This window comes from Mesorhizobium metallidurans STM 2683 (assembly GCF_000350085.1).
Classification (GTDB): domain Bacteria; phylum Pseudomonadota; class Alphaproteobacteria; order Rhizobiales; family Rhizobiaceae; genus Mesorhizobium; species Mesorhizobium metallidurans.
Genome location: NZ_CAUM01000143.1, coordinates 86,792 through 101,832, shown reverse-complemented (window position 1 = coordinate 101,832; position 15,041 = coordinate 86,792). Strand labels below are relative to the sequence as shown.

16 protein-coding genes are annotated in these 15,041 nt (G+C 63.3%); 11 read left to right on the top strand and 5 right to left on the bottom strand.

The features are described 5' to 3' along the window. Positions 1–13 precede the first annotated feature (13 nt). The 5 genes from MESS2_RS24000 (at position 14) to MESS2_RS23980 (ending at position 3,452) form a co-directional block, all read left to right on the top strand. Positions 14–310, top strand: a complete 297-nt coding sequence (locus MESS2_RS24000; protein ID WP_008877108.1) for a type II toxin-antitoxin system RelE/ParE family toxin — start codon at positions 14–16, stop codon at positions 308–310. 34 nt (positions 311–344) lie between these two features. After that, positions 345–653 (top strand): HigA family addiction module antitoxin, encoded by a 309-nt coding sequence (locus tag MESS2_RS23995; RefSeq protein WP_008877107.1) that lies wholly within the window; start codon positions 345–347, stop codon positions 651–653. A gap of 375 nt (positions 654–1,028) precedes the next feature. After that, positions 1,029–2,123: a glycosyltransferase family 2 protein gene (locus tag MESS2_RS23990; RefSeq protein WP_008877105.1), complete on the top strand. Its 1,095-nt coding sequence runs from the start codon at positions 1,029–1,031 to the stop codon at positions 2,121–2,123. A 79-nt stretch (positions 2,124–2,202) separates the two neighbouring features. After that, positions 2,203–2,562 carry an antibiotic biosynthesis monooxygenase family protein gene (locus tag MESS2_RS23985; RefSeq protein WP_008877104.1) on the top strand — a complete coding sequence of 120 codons (360 nt, stop codon included), beginning with the start codon at positions 2,203–2,205 and terminating at the stop codon, positions 2,560–2,562. After that, on the top strand, positions 2,562–3,452 hold the full coding sequence (locus tag MESS2_RS23980) for an alpha/beta fold hydrolase (protein WP_008877103.1): 891 nt from the start codon (positions 2,562–2,564) through the stop codon (positions 3,450–3,452). The genes MESS2_RS23985 and MESS2_RS23980 overlap by 1 nt, the downstream gene beginning before the upstream one ends. 54 nt (positions 3,453–3,506) lie before the next feature. Here MESS2_RS23980 and MESS2_RS23975 read toward each other — a convergent pair whose 3' ends face one another. The 5 genes from MESS2_RS23975 to MESS2_RS23955 form a co-directional block, all read right to left on the bottom strand. After that, a complete protein-coding gene (locus MESS2_RS23975) occupies positions 3,507–4,313 on the bottom strand; it encodes an ABC transporter permease (protein ID WP_008877102.1) in 807 nt (268 codons plus the stop codon). Next, the gene (locus tag MESS2_RS23970) at positions 4,313–5,146 is read right to left on the bottom strand and encodes an ABC transporter permease (RefSeq protein ID WP_040593895.1); all 834 of its coding nucleotides are present in this window, start codon (positions 5,144–5,146) and stop codon (positions 4,313–4,315) included. Before MESS2_RS23970 ends, MESS2_RS23975 begins: the two co-directional genes overlap by 1 nt. Positions 5,147–5,170: 24 nt before the next feature. Continuing rightward, complete coding sequence (locus MESS2_RS23965) at positions 5,171–6,286, bottom strand: ABC transporter substrate-binding protein (RefSeq protein ID WP_008877100.1); 1,116 nt, start codon at positions 6,284–6,286, stop codon at positions 5,171–5,173. A gap of 79 nt (positions 6,287–6,365) precedes the next feature. Continuing rightward, positions 6,366–7,460: an ABC transporter ATP-binding protein gene (locus tag MESS2_RS23960; RefSeq protein WP_008877099.1), complete on the bottom strand. Its 1,095-nt coding sequence runs from the start codon at positions 7,458–7,460 to the stop codon at positions 6,366–6,368. A gap of 315 nt (positions 7,461–7,775) precedes the next feature. Next, positions 7,776–8,672, bottom strand: coding sequence for a LysR substrate-binding domain-containing protein (locus MESS2_RS23955; RefSeq protein WP_040593894.1), 897 nt, complete (start codon positions 8,670–8,672; stop codon positions 7,776–7,778). An 82-nt stretch (positions 8,673–8,754) separates the two neighbouring features. On the opposite strand from MESS2_RS23955, the gene MESS2_RS23950 reads away from it, so the two are divergent. The 6 genes from MESS2_RS23950 to MESS2_RS23925 all read left to right on the top strand — a co-directional run bounded on the left by MESS2_RS23950 (position 8,755) and on the right by MESS2_RS23925 (position 15,041). Continuing rightward, entirely contained in the window at positions 8,755–10,383 is a 1,629-nt protein-coding gene (locus MESS2_RS23950; RefSeq protein WP_040593893.1) for a zinc-binding metallopeptidase family protein, read from the top strand. Further along, the gene (locus tag MESS2_RS23945) at positions 10,370–11,302 is read left to right on the top strand and encodes a dimethylarginine dimethylaminohydrolase family protein (RefSeq protein ID WP_040593892.1); all 933 of its coding nucleotides are present in this window, start codon (positions 10,370–10,372) and stop codon (positions 11,300–11,302) included. Before MESS2_RS23950 ends, MESS2_RS23945 begins: the two co-directional genes overlap by 14 nt. A 134-nt stretch (positions 11,303–11,436) precedes the next feature. Beyond that, positions 11,437–12,051 carry a cupin domain-containing protein gene (locus tag MESS2_RS23940; RefSeq protein WP_008877095.1) on the top strand — a complete coding sequence of 205 codons (615 nt, stop codon included), beginning with the start codon at positions 11,437–11,439 and terminating at the stop codon, positions 12,049–12,051. Positions 12,052–12,191: 140 nt separating this feature from the next. Then, positions 12,192–13,133 (top strand): ABC transporter substrate-binding protein, encoded by a 942-nt coding sequence (locus MESS2_RS23935; RefSeq protein ID WP_008877094.1) that lies wholly within the window; start codon positions 12,192–12,194, stop codon positions 13,131–13,133. A 91-nt stretch (positions 13,134–13,224) separates the two neighbouring features. Then, positions 13,225–14,025, top strand: coding sequence for an ATP-binding cassette domain-containing protein (locus tag MESS2_RS23930; protein WP_008877093.1), 801 nt, complete (start codon positions 13,225–13,227; stop codon positions 14,023–14,025). Next, the gene (locus MESS2_RS23925; RefSeq protein WP_008877092.1) at positions 14,022–15,041 is read left to right on the top strand and encodes an ABC transporter permease; all 1,020 of its coding nucleotides are present in this window, start codon (positions 14,022–14,024) and stop codon (positions 15,039–15,041) included. The genes MESS2_RS23930 and MESS2_RS23925 overlap by 4 nt, the downstream gene beginning before the upstream one ends.

Sequence of the window (15,041 nt, the reverse complement as noted above, 5' to 3'; positions counted from 1 at the left end):
GCTTACATATTGCATGATCAAATCGTTCAAGCACAAGGCGCTGGCGGACCTCTTTCAAACCGGAAAGACCGGAAAGACCGGGAAGACCGGGAAGATCGACGCCAAGATGCACAAGCGCATCCTTGTACGGCTTGACCGTCTGGAAGTCTCGGAAAAGCCGGAAGACATGAACATGCCGGGCTTCGACCTCCATTCTTTGAAAGGCTTCAACCCGACCCGCTATACGGTGCATGTTAACGGGCCGTGGTACATCACATTCGAGTTCGACGGCAATGATGCCGCCCAAGTCGATTTCGAACAATACCATTGAGACCATTGAGGCGGCAGATTGGAGCAGTCGATTTATGAGCGTGTATGAGCCGACGCGTCCGATGGAGCGCTGCCCGTCCCACCCTGGAGCGCTGCTTGACGACATTATCCCGGCAACCGGAAAGACCAAGGTGGAAATCGCCAATCTGCTCGGAATCTCGCGCCAGCAGCTCTATGACATCATCCGCGAGAAGAAGCCGGTGTCGCCGGCCGTCGCCGCGCGCCTTGGCAAGATGTTCGGCGACGGCGCCGCGATCTGGCTCAGGATGCAGGCTGCTTACGATGCCTGGCACGCGGAGCGCGAAGTGGATGTCAGCGCCATTCCAACGCTGCATGCCGCCTGAGACGTAACAGGCTTGTGAGCCTTGTTCTTGGCGAAGGGCTTGCTCCGGCCGCATTTGGGGGTCAGTATCCGCCATGCCTTCAAGGTGCCTGTCCGCTTCGATCCCGACCTGATCGCGACCGAAGCTTTTCCGTCGGGCTCGGTTGTCGTGTCGTCCCAGCCGAACCGTCGGAGCGTTGCTGCCGTCGACCCTGATCCGGGCGGCAGTTCCCGAAGGCGATGGCGGCCTCAGCATGAAGTCGCAAAGCAAGAGACGTGACCCGTCCTGACGGAAGGCGACAAGCTTTCTCTAGGGAATTCGTGGGACGCGCTTGAAGAGGGAGCAGGCCCGCGAGCGGGTTTGCTGAAACCAAAACAAGATGCGAGGTCAAATGCGATGCAGCCTGTCCCGAGCATTCCGGTATCCATCATCATCCCGAACTACAACTATGCGCGTTTCCTCAAGCGCAGCATCGACAGCGCCCTGGAGCAGGATTACGCCGATGTCGAAGTCATCGTTGTCGACGACGCCTCGCAGGACAATTCCACGACAATCATGAAATCCTATGGCGACAGGATCCTCGCCTGCCCGCGGGAGAAGAATGGTGGACATGCCGCCGCCTTCAACACCGGCTTTGCCGCAAGCTCAGGCAAGATCGTCCTCTTCCTCGATGCCGACGACTATCTCTATCCGACCGCCGTCTCGACGATCGTGGACATCTGGGATGCGGCAACCGCACAGGTGCAATCAAGGCTGCATATCGTCGACGAACGACAAGGCATGAAGCGAGGGGGCATCAAGCGAGAGGGCATCAAGGATGTCTTTCCGCCGCCCGAACTGCCGTTCGACAGCGGCGATGTCATGCCCAAGCTCCTGCACAAGGGGCGTTACCAGACGACCGTGACCAGCGGGCTGGCCTTCGACCGGACGACGCTGGAAACGATCATGCCGATACCGGAGCCGGAGTTCCGCCAGGGCGCCGATGGCTATCTTGCGACGCTGGCGCCGCTTTACGGGCATGTGCAATCCGTCGACGAATGCGTCGGCGCCTACCGGATCCACGGCGCCAACCATTCGGTCTTCGGTGAGAAGCTCGCCGAGCGGGCGCGCTGGCGGGTGAAGCACGATTTCCGCCGCCTGCAGGCGCTGTCGGACCAGGCGTCCGAGGTCGGCGTGACCGTAGTGCCACTGGATACGGTCCGCCACGATCCGGTGCATCTTGAAGAGCGGCTGGCGTCGCTCTGCGCGGACCGGCGCCAACACCCGGTGGCCGACGATTCCCGGCTGGCGCTGGGGGCAGCGGGCGCCGTCGCGAGCCTGGAAATGACGGCGTCGCTGCGCCGGCGAGCGGTCCTTGCCGCCTGGTTCCTGTCGGTCGGCATGCTGCCGCGGAAAATGGCGATGGCGGTGCTGTCGTGGAAGCTCGACGCCTCGTCGAGGCCGGCATTCCTGACCCGCCTGTCCAAGACCATCCGCCACGCGATGGGGTAGGCTGCCAAGTCGCGGCGTTCGGTCTCGTCGACCTGCGACTGGCAATGGAACAGGGCTCGCATTCAGATGTTTATCGGTGATGGCAGCGAAAACACCGACCATCGCCCGCATCTGGCGCGGCAGAACCTTGCCCGAGAATGCCGACGCCTATGAGCGCTACAATTATGAAGCCGGCATCAAGCCGCTGATCGACAAGGCGCTTGGGGTGCAGACATTCCGCGAAGACACGCCCACTTACGCGGAATTCATGACGATTTCCTATTGGGAGAATGTCGAAGCGATGGCCGCATTCACCGGCGGCGATCCGAAAAGCATCCACCATCTGGACCGGGACAAGGAATTCCTGATCGAACTGCCGGCAGGCGTGCAGGTGCTCAGCATCCGCTCCAGCCACGGCACGCTGGGGCCACAGGAAGGAGGAGAGGGCAGGGACGCGTGATGTTTTCGGGCTTCGAGGCGAGCAGCGTGAAGGTGGCGGACACGTCGATCTTCGTCAGGGTCGGTGGAGAAGGCCCGCCGCTGCTGCTTCTCCATGGTTTTCCCGAAACCCATCTGATGTGGAGGGATATTGCCACGGCGCTGGCGCCGCGCTTTACCGTGGTCGCCGCCGATCTCCGGGGTTATGGCCAAAGCGGTTGTCCGGCATCCTCGCCCGATCACACCCCTTATTCCAAACGAGCCATGGCTGGTGACATGGTGCAAGTCATGAACACACTGGGCTTCGAGCGCTTCATGATTGCCGGCCATGATCGCGGCGGGCGTGTCGCCTATCGGCTGGCGCTCGACCATCCCGGTCAGGTGTCGAAGGTCGCCGTCCTCGATGTCATCCCCACGGCCCCTGCCTGGGATCGCGCCGATGCCAGACTGGCGCTCGGCTTCTGGCCGTGGAGCCTGCTCGCGCAGCCGGCACCGCTGCCGGAGCGCATGATGGCGGCCGCGCCCGATGCGATCGTCGACAATGCGATTTCGCAATGGGGTTCGGCTGCGGATGCTTTTTCCGCTGAGGTCAGGGCGGCCTATATCGAGGCGCTGTGCGATCCCGACCATGGCCACGCTATTTGCGAGGAGTATCGCGCCGCCGCCGGCATCGACCGCGACCATGACAGGGTGGATCAGGCTGAGAGCCGGCGCATCGCTTGCCCGCTGCTTGCGCTGTGGAGCGACGAGGGCGGGCTGGAACACTGGTATGCGGGTGAGGGCGGACCGCTGGCGATCTGGCGACAATGGGCGGACAAAGTCGAAGGCCACCCGGTCAAGGCCGGACATTTCTTTCCGGAGGAGCACCCGGACGATACGGCAACTTCGCTCTCAAAATTCTTCGCGGCGTGAAGTCGCGCCGACCACTGGGTGGCCGCATTCGGAACGCGAGTCTTCCGTCCGGCTTTACTGCGCCCCGCGCAGCCTGACCACGACGCTGCGAACCGCCAGCACCAGCACGGTGATGATGATCAGGATCACCGAGAGCGCTGCGATCGCCGGGTCGATATTGTCGCGCAGGCCCATCCACATCAGCCGGGGCAAGGTGATGGCATTGACCGAGGTGATGAACAGAGTGACGCCGATCTCTTCCCAGGACAGCACGAAGGAAAGAAGTGCCGCGGTGATGATGCCGAACTTGATGTTGGGCATGATGATGCGGGTGGCGCGCTCCCAGACGGTTGCGCCGAGGCCGCGCGCGGCAAGGTCGATGCGGCGGTCGAGCTGGCTGAGCGAGACCAGGATCAGCACCGTGGCGAAGGGCACCGTCATCACCGCATGCGCCATGGCGACGCCGAGCCAGGTGTCATAGCCGAAGAACGAGCTGAAACCCGAAATCGAGGTGAGCAGGAAATAGAGCGTGATCGCCGAGACCACCGGCGGCACCACCATCGGCAGCAGCACGAAGCCGACAAGAGCTGCGGTGAAGCGCGGCTGGAACATCCAGACGCCGAGGCTGAAGCAGAGTGCCAGCACGGTCGAGAACGCGCTGCTGACGACGCCGATCCGGATCGAGAGCAGGATCGACTGGATCCAGCGCGGATCCTCGATCAGCGCCCGATAGTGGCGCAGCGACAATTCGCCGGACGGCATCGCCAGCATGCGGCTGGGCGTCAGCGATACCGGAATGACGGCAAGCAGCGGCAGGAGCAGGAACAGCGCCACCAGGACGGCGAGGACCAGCGACACGGGACCGGGGCGATAAGTCGGCATCAGATCAACTGCTTTGGTCTGACATAGCGGAACAGCAGCGCCATCAGCGCGCCGACGAACAGCACCAGCACGACACTGATCGCCGCTCCCAGGCCCCAGTCCGGGCTCTGGAAGATGCGGAGATAGATCAGCTCGGCGATCATCACGCTGCGGCCGCCGCCGAGGATCGCCGGCGTGACGAAGAAGCCCAGCGAGAAGACGAAGACGATCATCGCCGAGCCGATGATGCCGGAACGCGTCATCGGCACGAACACCGACCAGAAGGTGCGCATGCGGCTGGATCCCAGCCCGCGCGCCGCGAGCAGCACGCGGTCGTCGAGGCTGCGCATGGAAGAGGCCAGCGGAAAGACGGCGAAGGGAATAAGGAAATGCGTCATGCCGACGATGACGCCGAACTCGTTGCGCACCAGTGCCAGCGGTTCGGAGATGAAGCCTATTCCCTGCAGCCAGGTGTTGATCAGGCCGCGATTGGACAGAAGCGCCACCCAGCCGAAGGCGCGCGTCAGCACCGAGATCCAGAACGGCACCAGGATGCAGAATTCCGCGATTATGCGCTGCGCCGGCGTGCCACGCACCCAGACAACGGTGATGGCATAGGCCGCGGCGACCGAAACGACGGTGACGATGGCCGCGATGCGCAGCGTGCGGATGAACACCGACTGTACCAGATCGTCGGTGAGCAGCGCGTTGTATTGCCCGAGCCCCGGCGTCGGCAGGGTAAAACTCCATTTGACGACGCCGAGGAATGGCCAGGCATAGGCAAGGACGAGAAACAGGAGCAGCGGCGCCATCAGCAGCGCCGCGCCCATCCTTTCGGAGAGATATGCTCTCATCTTGGGCCGATTATCCCGCCCTGATCAGGCGGAGATGATCTTGGTGTACTCGTCGAGCGCCGGGCCGTAGTTCTTGGCGTACCAGTCCATGTCGAGCGCGATCTGCTTCTTCATGTTTTCGGGGTCGACCGGGTTGATGCGCTTCTTGTCGGCGGGGATCAGCGCATCCGCTGCCGGGTTCGCCGGGCCCTGGCCGAGCTTGTCGAACATGACGAGCTGTTTTTCCGGGTCCTGGGCGCTGGCGATGAACTTCATCGCCGCGTCCTTGCCGCCGGGATTGTTCTTGAGCACGGCGAGCGCGCCGGGCGAGATCAGGCCCTGGTCCCAGATGAACTTGATCTTGCCGCCCGAATCCTGCTCGATCAGCGAGGCGCGTGTCGACCAGACGATCGCCATCGAGGCTTCGCCGTTGAGCAGCACGCTCTGGCTTTCCGCGCCGCCGCCCCAATAGGCCACGACATTCTCCTTGAAGGCGGCGATCTTGTCATGCGCGCGCTTGAGGTCGAGCGGGTAGAGCGAGGCCGGGGCGATACCGTCGGCGAGCAGGGCAGCTTCCCAGCTCGACACGCCCCATTTGTAGAGCGAGCGCTTGCCGGGGAATTTTGCCACGTCGAAGAAATCGGCCATGCCGGTCGGAGCGTTGCTGCCGTATTTCTCGGAATCGTAGGCGATGACGTAGGAGAAGAAATAGGTCGAGGCGGCGTATTCCCAGCCAAAGCCCTCGCGCATCTTCTTCTTGTCGACGACCGTATAATCGATCGGCTCGAGCGCGCCTTGCGCGCCAAGCGTGATCGCCGAGAACGGGTCGACGTCGACAAGGTCCCAGGTCGGCGCGCCGCTCTTGAACTGCGCCGCGATCGCGCCTTCGGTCGGGCCGGAGCCGTCCATCTTGACGGTGATGCCGGTGTCCTTGGTGAAGGCCTGGCCATAGGCGGCGTCATAGGCGGTGATGGCGTCGCCACCCCAGTTCACCAGCACCAGCTCCTTGGCTTGCGCGAAGGCGCCGGTCGAGCGCAGCAGCATCGGCGTGCCGGCGAGCACGAGTGCGGCAAGCTGCGTGAATTGCCGGCGCGAGATCTCGCCGCGTGCCGTTCTGGCCGACAGCATCTCGATGGAATGTTTTTTTGTTTCATTTGTCATGTCAGTTCCCCTTTTTGTCGTTGGTGTTTGCGGTAGTTAGCGCGAATCCCGGTTTCATCACTTGAAGATTCGCAAATCGTCACTGTCCTGCATCCGGAAGGAGGAAACCTTTTTCCGCCGGCCAGGTCAGCCAGACGGAATTGCCCTTGCTGAGCGCCGCCGCGGCGACCTCGTTCGGCACCGACACGGTCACCTTGGCGCCCTGGCGCGTCGTCAGATCGAGCCTTGTCGCAGCACCGAGATAGGTCGAGGCGATTGCCGTGGCGGCGATGCCGTTTTCGCCTACCGCCGCTTCGCGCGCGATCGACATATGCTCGGGCCGGATCGCCAGGATGGCATTGCCGCCGACGGCGTCGGCATTGCCGCGCAGGCTGACGGCGCGGTCCTCGCAAAGGCCGGTGGCGCCATTGTCGGCGCTGCGCACGCCCTTCAGCGGCAGCATGTTGATCTCGCCGAGGAACTCGGCAACGAAGCGGTTGGCCGGCCGGTCATAGACCTCGTCAGGTGCGCCGACCTGCAGCAATTTGCCATGATTGAAGATGGCAACGCGCGACGACAGCGCCAGCGCCTCGCTCTGGTCATGGGTGACGAAGACGAAGGTGGTGCCGGTCTCCTGGTGGAGGCGCTTCATCTCGGCCTGCATCTGGCCGCGCAGGCTCTTGTCCAGCGCCGAGAACGGCTCATCGAGCAGGAGCACGCCCGGCTCGAACACCAGCGCGCGGGCGAGTGCGACGCGCTGCTGCTGGCCGCCGGAAAGCTGCTCCGGCAGCTTCTTCTCGTGGCCCTTCAGCCCGACGCGCTCGATCATCTCGCTCACGCGCCGCTTGATCTCGGTGGCCGATTTCTTGCGTACCTTGAGCGGGAAGGCGATGTTGGCCTCGACCGACATATGCGGGAACAGCGCATAGCCCTGGAACACCATGCCGGCGGCGCGCTGCTCGGCCGGCCGCTCGGTGATGTCGACGCCGTCGCTGAACAGGCGGCCGTCGCTCGGCTGCACGAAGCCGGCCAGGATCATCAGGAAGGTGGTCTTGCCCGAACCGGACGGCCCGAGCAGGGTCAGGAACTCGCCGCGGCCGATATCGAGCGTCAGATTGTCCAGCGCACGGAACGAGCCGAAGCTCTTGCCGATCCCGATTGCCTTGATCTCTGCGGCCCGGCCGGGTTGCTGCATCCTGCCTTGTTCCTCACGCTTGGCGCAAATCGTAGGCACGGGGCGCATTCACCGCAACCGAATAGTTTTCGCCTGATCGGCAAATTTGATTCACGCCTGGAGGACGTTGGGGATGTGGTGGGACGCCGAAGCTGCCAATCTCCCCCCTTGTGGGGGAGATGCCCGGCAGGGCAAAGGGGGGCGCTGTCCCGCCGGCCTCTCAAGTCCCTGCGCCCCAATTCCATTAGGATTGTTTCGGTGAACATCGAAGGTTGGCGTTCCTTCGCGCCCCCCTCTGTCCTACCGGACATCTCCCCCTGCGGAGATTGCCTAACCTCAATACGTCGCCAGCTTGTTCTCCGACAGCTTTGCCCTTAGCCAGTCGCTGAAGGCATTAAGCACCGGATGGCTGGCCTTGGCATGCTCGAAGACCAGGAAATAGGAGCGTGGTGAGGGGACCGACGCTTCGAAGGGCTTGACCAGCCGGCCTTCGCTCAGCGCCCGGCGGCTGGTCAGTTCGTCGCCCATGGCGATGCCCTGGCCGGCGATCGCCGCCGAAAAGACCAGGTTCATGTCGGAAAAGAAAATGCCGCTGTCCGGATCGGGATTCTCGACCTTGGACAGCGCCAGCCAGCGCGCCCAGTCCTCGGTGTCGCCGAGATGCAGGAGATTGGCGCGCAGCACGTCGGCCGGCCTGGAAAAGCCGCCGACCTTGTTGAGCAGCGTCGGGCTGCAGAGCGGCGTGAAGGAAATCTCGCACAACAGTTCGGCCGCCCGGTTCGGCCAGTTGCCGACGCCAAACGCGATAAAGGCGTCGGCATCGGCATTGCTGACATCGTCGAGGCGCCTTGGCGTCAGGATGCGCAGCGCGACATCGGGATACATCTGCCGGAACTCGCCGATATGGGTGCACAAGAACAGCGAGGCGAAACCCGGCGTGCAACTGACGCTGAACGAGCCGCCGACACCGGTGCCGGCATGGCGGCTTACCGCGTCGCCCAGCACGGTCAGCGCCTTGCGCACATCGCTGGCATAGCGCTGGCCGCGCGGCGTCAGCGCCACGCCCTTGCCGATGCGCTGCAAGAGATCGAAGCCGAGGTCGCGTTCGAGCAGGCGAAGCTGGTGAGAGACAGCGCTGCGGGTCAGGCGCAGTTCGTCGGCGGCGCGCCAGACACTGCCGTGGCGGGCAAAACTGTCGAGGGCGCGCAATGCCTGGGTGGAGGGTATTCGCAAGAGGCCTCAGGTGAACCGAATTTGCATAAGCCGGAAAAACATATCACTTTCTTGCGAGGCGCTTCACTGCTTTCTTCTGGTTATGGAGAAACCGTTGACCTCGGCTCAAGCGACCGCGCTTGCCTGTCTGGACGATATCCAGCCGCTGCTGTCGGCATGGACGCGGATCATCTTCGACTTCGGCGAGACCGCCTGGCGTGAATACCAGTCCGCCGCCTGGTATGTCGAGCGGCTGAAGTATGAGGGCTTTTCCGTCGAGGAAGGTTCCGGCGGCATGCCGACCGCCTTCTGCGCCCACTGGACCAACGGCGCCGGCCCGACCATCGGCATGTATGCCGAATATGACGCGGTGCCGGGCAACTGCCAGGATGCGACGACCGTGAAACGGCCGCGCCCCGGCCTCGGCGGCGAGGCCGGCGGCCACACAGATCCGCATTCGGGACTCGGCATTGCCAGTCTTGGCGGCCTGCTGGCGGTGAAGGCGGCGATGCAGCGCCACGATATATCGGGCACGCTGCGCTTCACCGGCGAGCCCGCCGAGAAGGTGCGGGGATCGAAGCCGATCCACGCCGCCAGGGGCTATTATGACGGCCTTGCCGGTATGATCTCCTTCCACCCTTTCTACATGCTGCCGCTCTGCAACACGGCGCGCTGGGACACGCATTGCGGCGCCGCCTATGCGATGATCTATCGCTTCATCTGTGACGAGCCGGAACAGTGGTCGAGGGCGACTGGCGATTCAGCACCCATCCCGCAGGCGCATTCGGCGGTGCGGGCGCCCGGCGCCAATGATGCGCTTTTCACGATGTACATGGCGTCGAAGTCGTTGCGCGATTCCATGCTGCCGCATCAGGGCGGCTGGTCGATCAGCGAGGCGATCCTGACGGCCGGACAGGCCACCGCCGACAATCTGCCGGCGGGGCTCGCTGAGATCCAGTACATGATCCGCGTGCCGACGCTTGCCATGGCCGAACAGGTGACCGCCGTGCTCGACCGCAACGCCGAGGCCGCCGCCAAGATGAGCGGCTGCCGCCACGAGCGGCACTTTGTGTCGAAGTCGCGGCCGGGGCTCGCCAACCATGCCATGGCAACAATTGCCTACGAGGCGCTGTCGGCGGTCGGACCGCCGCACTGGGACGAGACCGCGAAAACAATTGCCCGCGAAATCCAGATCAATGCCGGCGGGGTGGCAAGCGAAGAGCCTTTCATCGAGGAACTGGAGCGGCTGATCGCGCCCGAGGAGGCGGAAGCGATCCTGCGCCGCGACCTGGCGCCGTCGCAGGTGAATTCGACGTCCGACGACTACACCGACATGTCCTGGCATACGCCGACAGCCCGCTTCTATGTCGCCCGCCCGGCGCTGCGTTCCGAGAACGGCCATGCCTATCCGGCCTGGGCGATGAATGCGCTGGGCGGCATTCCCGAGACCATCGATCCGATGGTCAGCTGCGCGGCGAAGACCGTCGCGCTCGCGGCGTTGCGCCTGCTGGAAGACGACGCCGGCCGCGAGGCGGCGATGGATGAATTCGTCAGCCGCACCGGCGGCGGCGTCGGCGGGTCGAACTGGATCGCGCCGCTCTGCGACTACGAGCCGCCAATCGGCTTTCGCTGGCCGGAATATGTCACCACGCCGCGCGGACGCGACTGGTGGATCCCAAGCAACCAATCACCCCAAGCTGCCTCACGAGGAGAAATCCATGACCGTCCATGACCGCATCGTCACTGAGCCGTTTTCGCTGCAGCGCCGCAACCCGGCCGGCGGCACCAAGCCGCTGACCGCCTGGGGTTTCGCCAACGAGACCGACGTGCTCACCGACGTGCTGCTCGGCTCGCCCAATTTCCTGCGCCATCTCTCGACCAGCTCGCTGTCGAGGAAGCATCTGCGCGAGGCGCCCTGCAACATCCAGATCGCGCAGGCGCAACACAAGGACCTGGTCGCCGCCTACGAGCATTTCGGCGTCAACATCCACTGGCATGAACCGACGCCGGAACTGCCGATGCAGGTTTATTCGCGCGACTCCAGCGTCATGACGCCTTACGGCGCGTTCATCACCGCCATGGCCAACTGGTGGCGGCGCGGCGAGAACTATGCCGCGATCCGCACCTACGAAAAACTCGGCATCCCGATCTACGACATGGTCACCGCAGGCACGTTCGAGGGCGGCGACTTCAACGTCATCGAGGACGGCGTGGTGCTGATCGGCTGCGGCGGCGCCCGCACGCAGGAGGAGGGCGCGCGCCAGGTGCAGGCCTGGTTCGACAAGGAGGGCTGGGAGACCCGCGTCGCCTTCATCGACGAATATTACGTCCATATCGACCTGATGGTGGTGCCGATCGCCGAAAAACTGACGGCTGTCTGCCTCGCCTGCACCGAGCCCGGCATCGTCGACTGGCTGAAGGGCAAGGGCCACGAGATCATCGACGTGCCGTTCCAGGACACGATGGCGCTCGGCTGCAACTTCATGTCGCTCGGCAAGGACAGGGTGATCGCACCGACATCGAGCCAGACGCTGATCGGCCAGCTCAAGGCGCGCGGCTTCGAGGTGGCGGCGGTCGACATGAGCGAGATCTCCAAGACCGGCGGCGGCATCCACTGCATGGCCCAGGCGCTGAAGCGCGAACCGGCTTAGGAAGCAGCGGCGCTCGCTTGCCTGCCGGAGCTATGCTTCCGGTCCGACGCGTTGTTCCATTTTTCACAAGATGGACAACGTGTTTGATCGGTCTTACGCTTTGAGCTGAACCAGCGGAGATGTTCGCGGCCCCAATGAACAAGGTTGATATCAGGAACAAGGGTAGCGACGAGCGTTCGACTACCTCCAGCCTTTTGCGGCTCGGCACACGATTGAAGCTCTCCCGGCAGACGCGTGGCCTGACCTTGAAGGCGCTCGCCGCCGCTGCCAATTGCTCGGAAAGCCTGCTTTCCAAGGTCGAGAACGGCAAGGTCTCGCCCTCGCTTCCAATGCTCCACAGGCTCGTCGAGGTGCTCGGCACGAATATTGGCTGGATGTTCGAGGAGTCCGACGGCGAGGAAGGCATTGTCTTCCGGGCTGGAACGCGGCCGTTGATCGCACTCGATCCACTTCGGCGCGGCGAGGGCATTTCGCTCGAGCGTGTCATTCCCTATTCGCCGGGCCACCTCTTGCAGTGCAACATCCATCATATCGAGGCGAGCGGTGAAAGTGCCGGCCCGATCCAGCATGCCGGCGAGGAAGTCGGTTATGTCCTGGAAGGTGCAATCGAACTCATGGTCGGTGAAAAGACGTTTCGCCTGTCTGCCGGCGATTCCTTCGTTTTCGATTCCGAACTGCCCCACTGGTATCGCAATGTCGGCGATGAACGCGCCAGCATTTTCTGGGTGAACACGCCAGCGACATTCTGATTTGGCGAGCCCCATTTCCCTTCGCCGATGCCAATTCAAGTTGCTTGACAAGAATTCAAGTATCTTGAATTATACCGTTGCGCTCAGGCGCCAGGTAAGCCCGATCAAGGGCCTTTTCCGCAAAACCAAGGGGAACCGGAATGCGTCTTACCAAGATCCTTTCAGGCTGCGCCGCAGCCATCGCCATGACCCTCGCCCTCGGCTCCGCTTCAGCCATGGCCGAGACCTATGCGCTCGTCACCATCAACCAGCAGGCCCTGTTCTTCAACCAGATCAATGACGGTGCAACGGCTGCCGCCAAGGCTGCCGGCGTCGACCTCGTCATCTTCAACGCCAACAACGTGCCGAGCGCGCAGAACGACGCGATCGAAAACTACATTACCCAGAAGGTCGACGGCATCATTCTCGTTGCCATCGATGTCAATGGTGTGAAGCCGGCGATCACCGCGGCCAAGGCCGCCGGCATTCCGGTGATTGCCATCGACGCCCAAATTCCCGATGGCGACAACGTTGCCTTCGTCGGCGTCGACAACACCAAGGCCGGCGAGGATATCGGCAAGTTCTACGCCGACTACGTTAAGGCCAATATGAGTGGCACCGCCAAGATCGGCGTCGTCGGGGCGCTTAATTCGTTCATCCAGAACCAGCGCCTCGACGGCTTCAAGAAGGCCGTCGCCGACAGCGGCCAGAAAGTCACCTTCCTCGATACGGTCGACGGCCAGAACGTGCAGGACGTAGCACTTTCGGCCTCCGAAAACCTGATGACCGCCAACCCCGACATGACGACGCTTTACGCGACCGGCGAGCCGGCTCTGCTTGGCGCGGTTTCCGCCGTCACCAGCCAGGGCCGTACCGGCGACGTCAAGGTGTTCGGCTGGGATCTGACCAAGTCGGCGGTGCAGGGTCTCGAAGAGGGCTGGGTGGTCGCCGTCGTCCAGCAGGATCCGGCCGGTGAAGGCAAGGCAGCCATCGAAGCCTTCGTCAAGCTCAAGAAGGGCGAGAAGATCGACCCGATCATCAATGTTCCGATCACCATCGTGACCAAGGAAAATGTCGGTCAGTTCAAGGACATGTTCAAGTAATATCCTCCCCGACCGCCGGGCTGCGCATCAACCTGAAGGTTGCCGCGCAGCCCGGAGACCGATTGAACTTGTCGTCCAGAGAACTGGAACCATGATGAGCGATGACGAGACCTACCGCGTCAGGATGACCGGTGTTTGCAAACGGTACGGCCCTATCCAGACGCTGGACGATGTTTCGCTGAACCTGAAGCCTGGCGAGGTGCTCGGCCTTGTCGGCGACAATGGCGCCGGCAAATCGACCTTGAGCAAGGTTCTGTCCGGAGCGGTCATCCCGGATTCCGGCACCATCGAGATCGACGGCAAGGTCGTGTCCTTCTCCTCACCGGCCGATGCCCGAGCCGCTCGGGTCGAGATGGTCTACCAGGATCTGTCGCTCTGCGACACGGTGGATGTCGCAGGCAATCTCTTCCTTGGCCGCGAGCCGCGCAGCCGCGTTCTTGGCATCCCCTTTCTCGACAACAAGCGCATGCATGACGAGACGCGCGAGATGCTCGACCGGCTCGGCATTGTCATTGCCGACACGAGGCTCAAGGTCGAAAATCTCTCCGGCGGGCAGCGCCAGTCGATCGCCATCGGCCGCGCCGCCTCCTTCGATCCGTCGGTGCTGATCATGGACGAACCGACGGCCGCCCTCGCGGTGGCGGAAGTCGAGGCGGTTCTGGATCTCATTCGCGCCGTCAGCGCCCGTGGCGTCAGCGTCATCCTCATCACCCATCGGCTGCAGGATCTGTTCCTGGTCTGCGACCGTATCCAGGTCATGTATGAGGGCCGCAATGTCGCCGAGCGCAAGATCGGCGACACCAGCATCGAGGAGATCGTCAACCTGATCGTCGGCCGCAAATTTGTCGCGCGTTCGGCGCGCGCCAGCCGTGGTGAGGCAGCACAGCCATGAACGTCGCCTCATCGCCTGGGGATATTGGCGCCTCTCCGCCCAAACGCGCCCACAACAGCACCTGGAAGGATGTGGCGATAGCCAATGGCAGCGTTGTCTCCATCGCGCTGTTCTTCATTGTCGTCTGTGTGGTCTTCTCGCTGATCACCAACTCCTTCCTGACGACGCCCAATCTGCTGAACATCGTGCGCCAGTCCGCGCCGCTGCTGATCGTTGCGGCGGCGATGACCTTCGTCATCACCACGAGCGGCATCGATCTCTCGGTCGGGTCCGTGCTGGCGCTGACGGCAACGCTGTCGGCCGTCTTGCTGCAGGCTGGCCTGCCGTGGCCGCTGGTCGTCATCGCCATGCTGGCGCTCGGCGCGGCGGTCGGGGCATTGCAGGGCTTCTTCATCGCCTATGAGCGGATACCGGCCTTCATCGTCACGCTTGCCGGTCTCTCCGTCATCCGCGGGGTGGCGCTGCTGATCACCGGCGGCTATTCGATCCCCGTCGAGCCAACCAGTTTCTTCGTCAACATCGGCAGGGCCTGGTTTCTCGGCGTGCCGGTGCCGGCACTGCTCGCCCTTGTCGTTCTGGTCATCGCCTATCTCGCTTTCAACCAGACGCCGTTCGGCCGCTACGTGACCGGCATCGGGGCCAATGCCGAGGCCGTGCGCCGCGCCGGCGTCGATACGCGCTTCATCATGCTCTTCGTCTATATCCTGTCCGGCATGGCGGCGTCGGTGGCCGGCATCATTCTCGCGGCCCGACTCGGCTCCGGCTCGTCGAATGCCGGCCAGGGTTTTGAACTCGATGTCATCGCCGCCGTGGTGCTTGGCGGCACCAGCCTGTTCGGCGGGCGAGGCACGATCCTCGGCACAGTGCTCGGCGCGTTGACCGTCGCGGTCATCGGCAATGGCCTGATCCTCGCGCATATGTCGCCCTTCCTGACGCCGATCGTCACCGGCACAATCATCCTCGTTGCCATCTGGCTGAATTTCCGCCTGTTCAAGGGCGCAACGCGGAGCCGCTGA

Coding starts and splice junctions, on each gene's coding strand:
- MESS2_RS23995 (WP_008877107.1), top strand. CDS start 345: ATGAGCGTGTATGAGCCGACGCGTCCGATGGAGCGCTGCCCGTCCCAC.
- MESS2_RS23970 (WP_040593895.1), bottom strand. CDS start 5,146: ATGAGAGCATATCTCTCCGAAAGGATGGGCGCGGCGCTGCTGATGGCG.
- MESS2_RS23990 (WP_008877105.1), top strand. CDS start 1,029: ATGCAGCCTGTCCCGAGCATTCCGGTATCCATCATCATCCCGAACTAC.
- MESS2_RS23945 (WP_040593892.1), top strand. CDS start 10,370: ATGACCGTCCATGACCGCATCGTCACTGAGCCGTTTTCGCTGCAGCGC.
- MESS2_RS23980 (WP_008877103.1), top strand. CDS start 2,562: ATGTTTTCGGGCTTCGAGGCGAGCAGCGTGAAGGTGGCGGACACGTCG.
- MESS2_RS23985 (WP_008877104.1), top strand. CDS start 2,203: ATGGCAGCGAAAACACCGACCATCGCCCGCATCTGGCGCGGCAGAACC.
- MESS2_RS24000 (WP_008877108.1), top strand. CDS start 14: ATGATCAAATCGTTCAAGCACAAGGCGCTGGCGGACCTCTTTCAAACC.
- MESS2_RS23950 (WP_040593893.1), top strand. CDS start 8,755: ATGGAGAAACCGTTGACCTCGGCTCAAGCGACCGCGCTTGCCTGTCTG.
- MESS2_RS23930 (WP_008877093.1), top strand. CDS start 13,225: ATGATGAGCGATGACGAGACCTACCGCGTCAGGATGACCGGTGTTTGC.
- MESS2_RS23960 (WP_008877099.1), bottom strand. CDS start 7,460: ATGCAGCAACCCGGCCGGGCCGCAGAGATCAAGGCAATCGGGATCGGC.
- MESS2_RS23965 (WP_008877100.1), bottom strand. CDS start 6,286: ATGACAAATGAAACAAAAAAACATTCCATCGAGATGCTGTCGGCCAGA.
- MESS2_RS23940 (WP_008877095.1), top strand. CDS start 11,437: ATGAACAAGGTTGATATCAGGAACAAGGGTAGCGACGAGCGTTCGACT.
- MESS2_RS23925 (WP_008877092.1), top strand. CDS start 14,022: ATGAACGTCGCCTCATCGCCTGGGGATATTGGCGCCTCTCCGCCCAAA.
- MESS2_RS23935 (WP_008877094.1), top strand. CDS start 12,192: ATGCGTCTTACCAAGATCCTTTCAGGCTGCGCCGCAGCCATCGCCATG.
- MESS2_RS23975 (WP_008877102.1), bottom strand. CDS start 4,313: ATGCCGACTTATCGCCCCGGTCCCGTGTCGCTGGTCCTCGCCGTCCTG.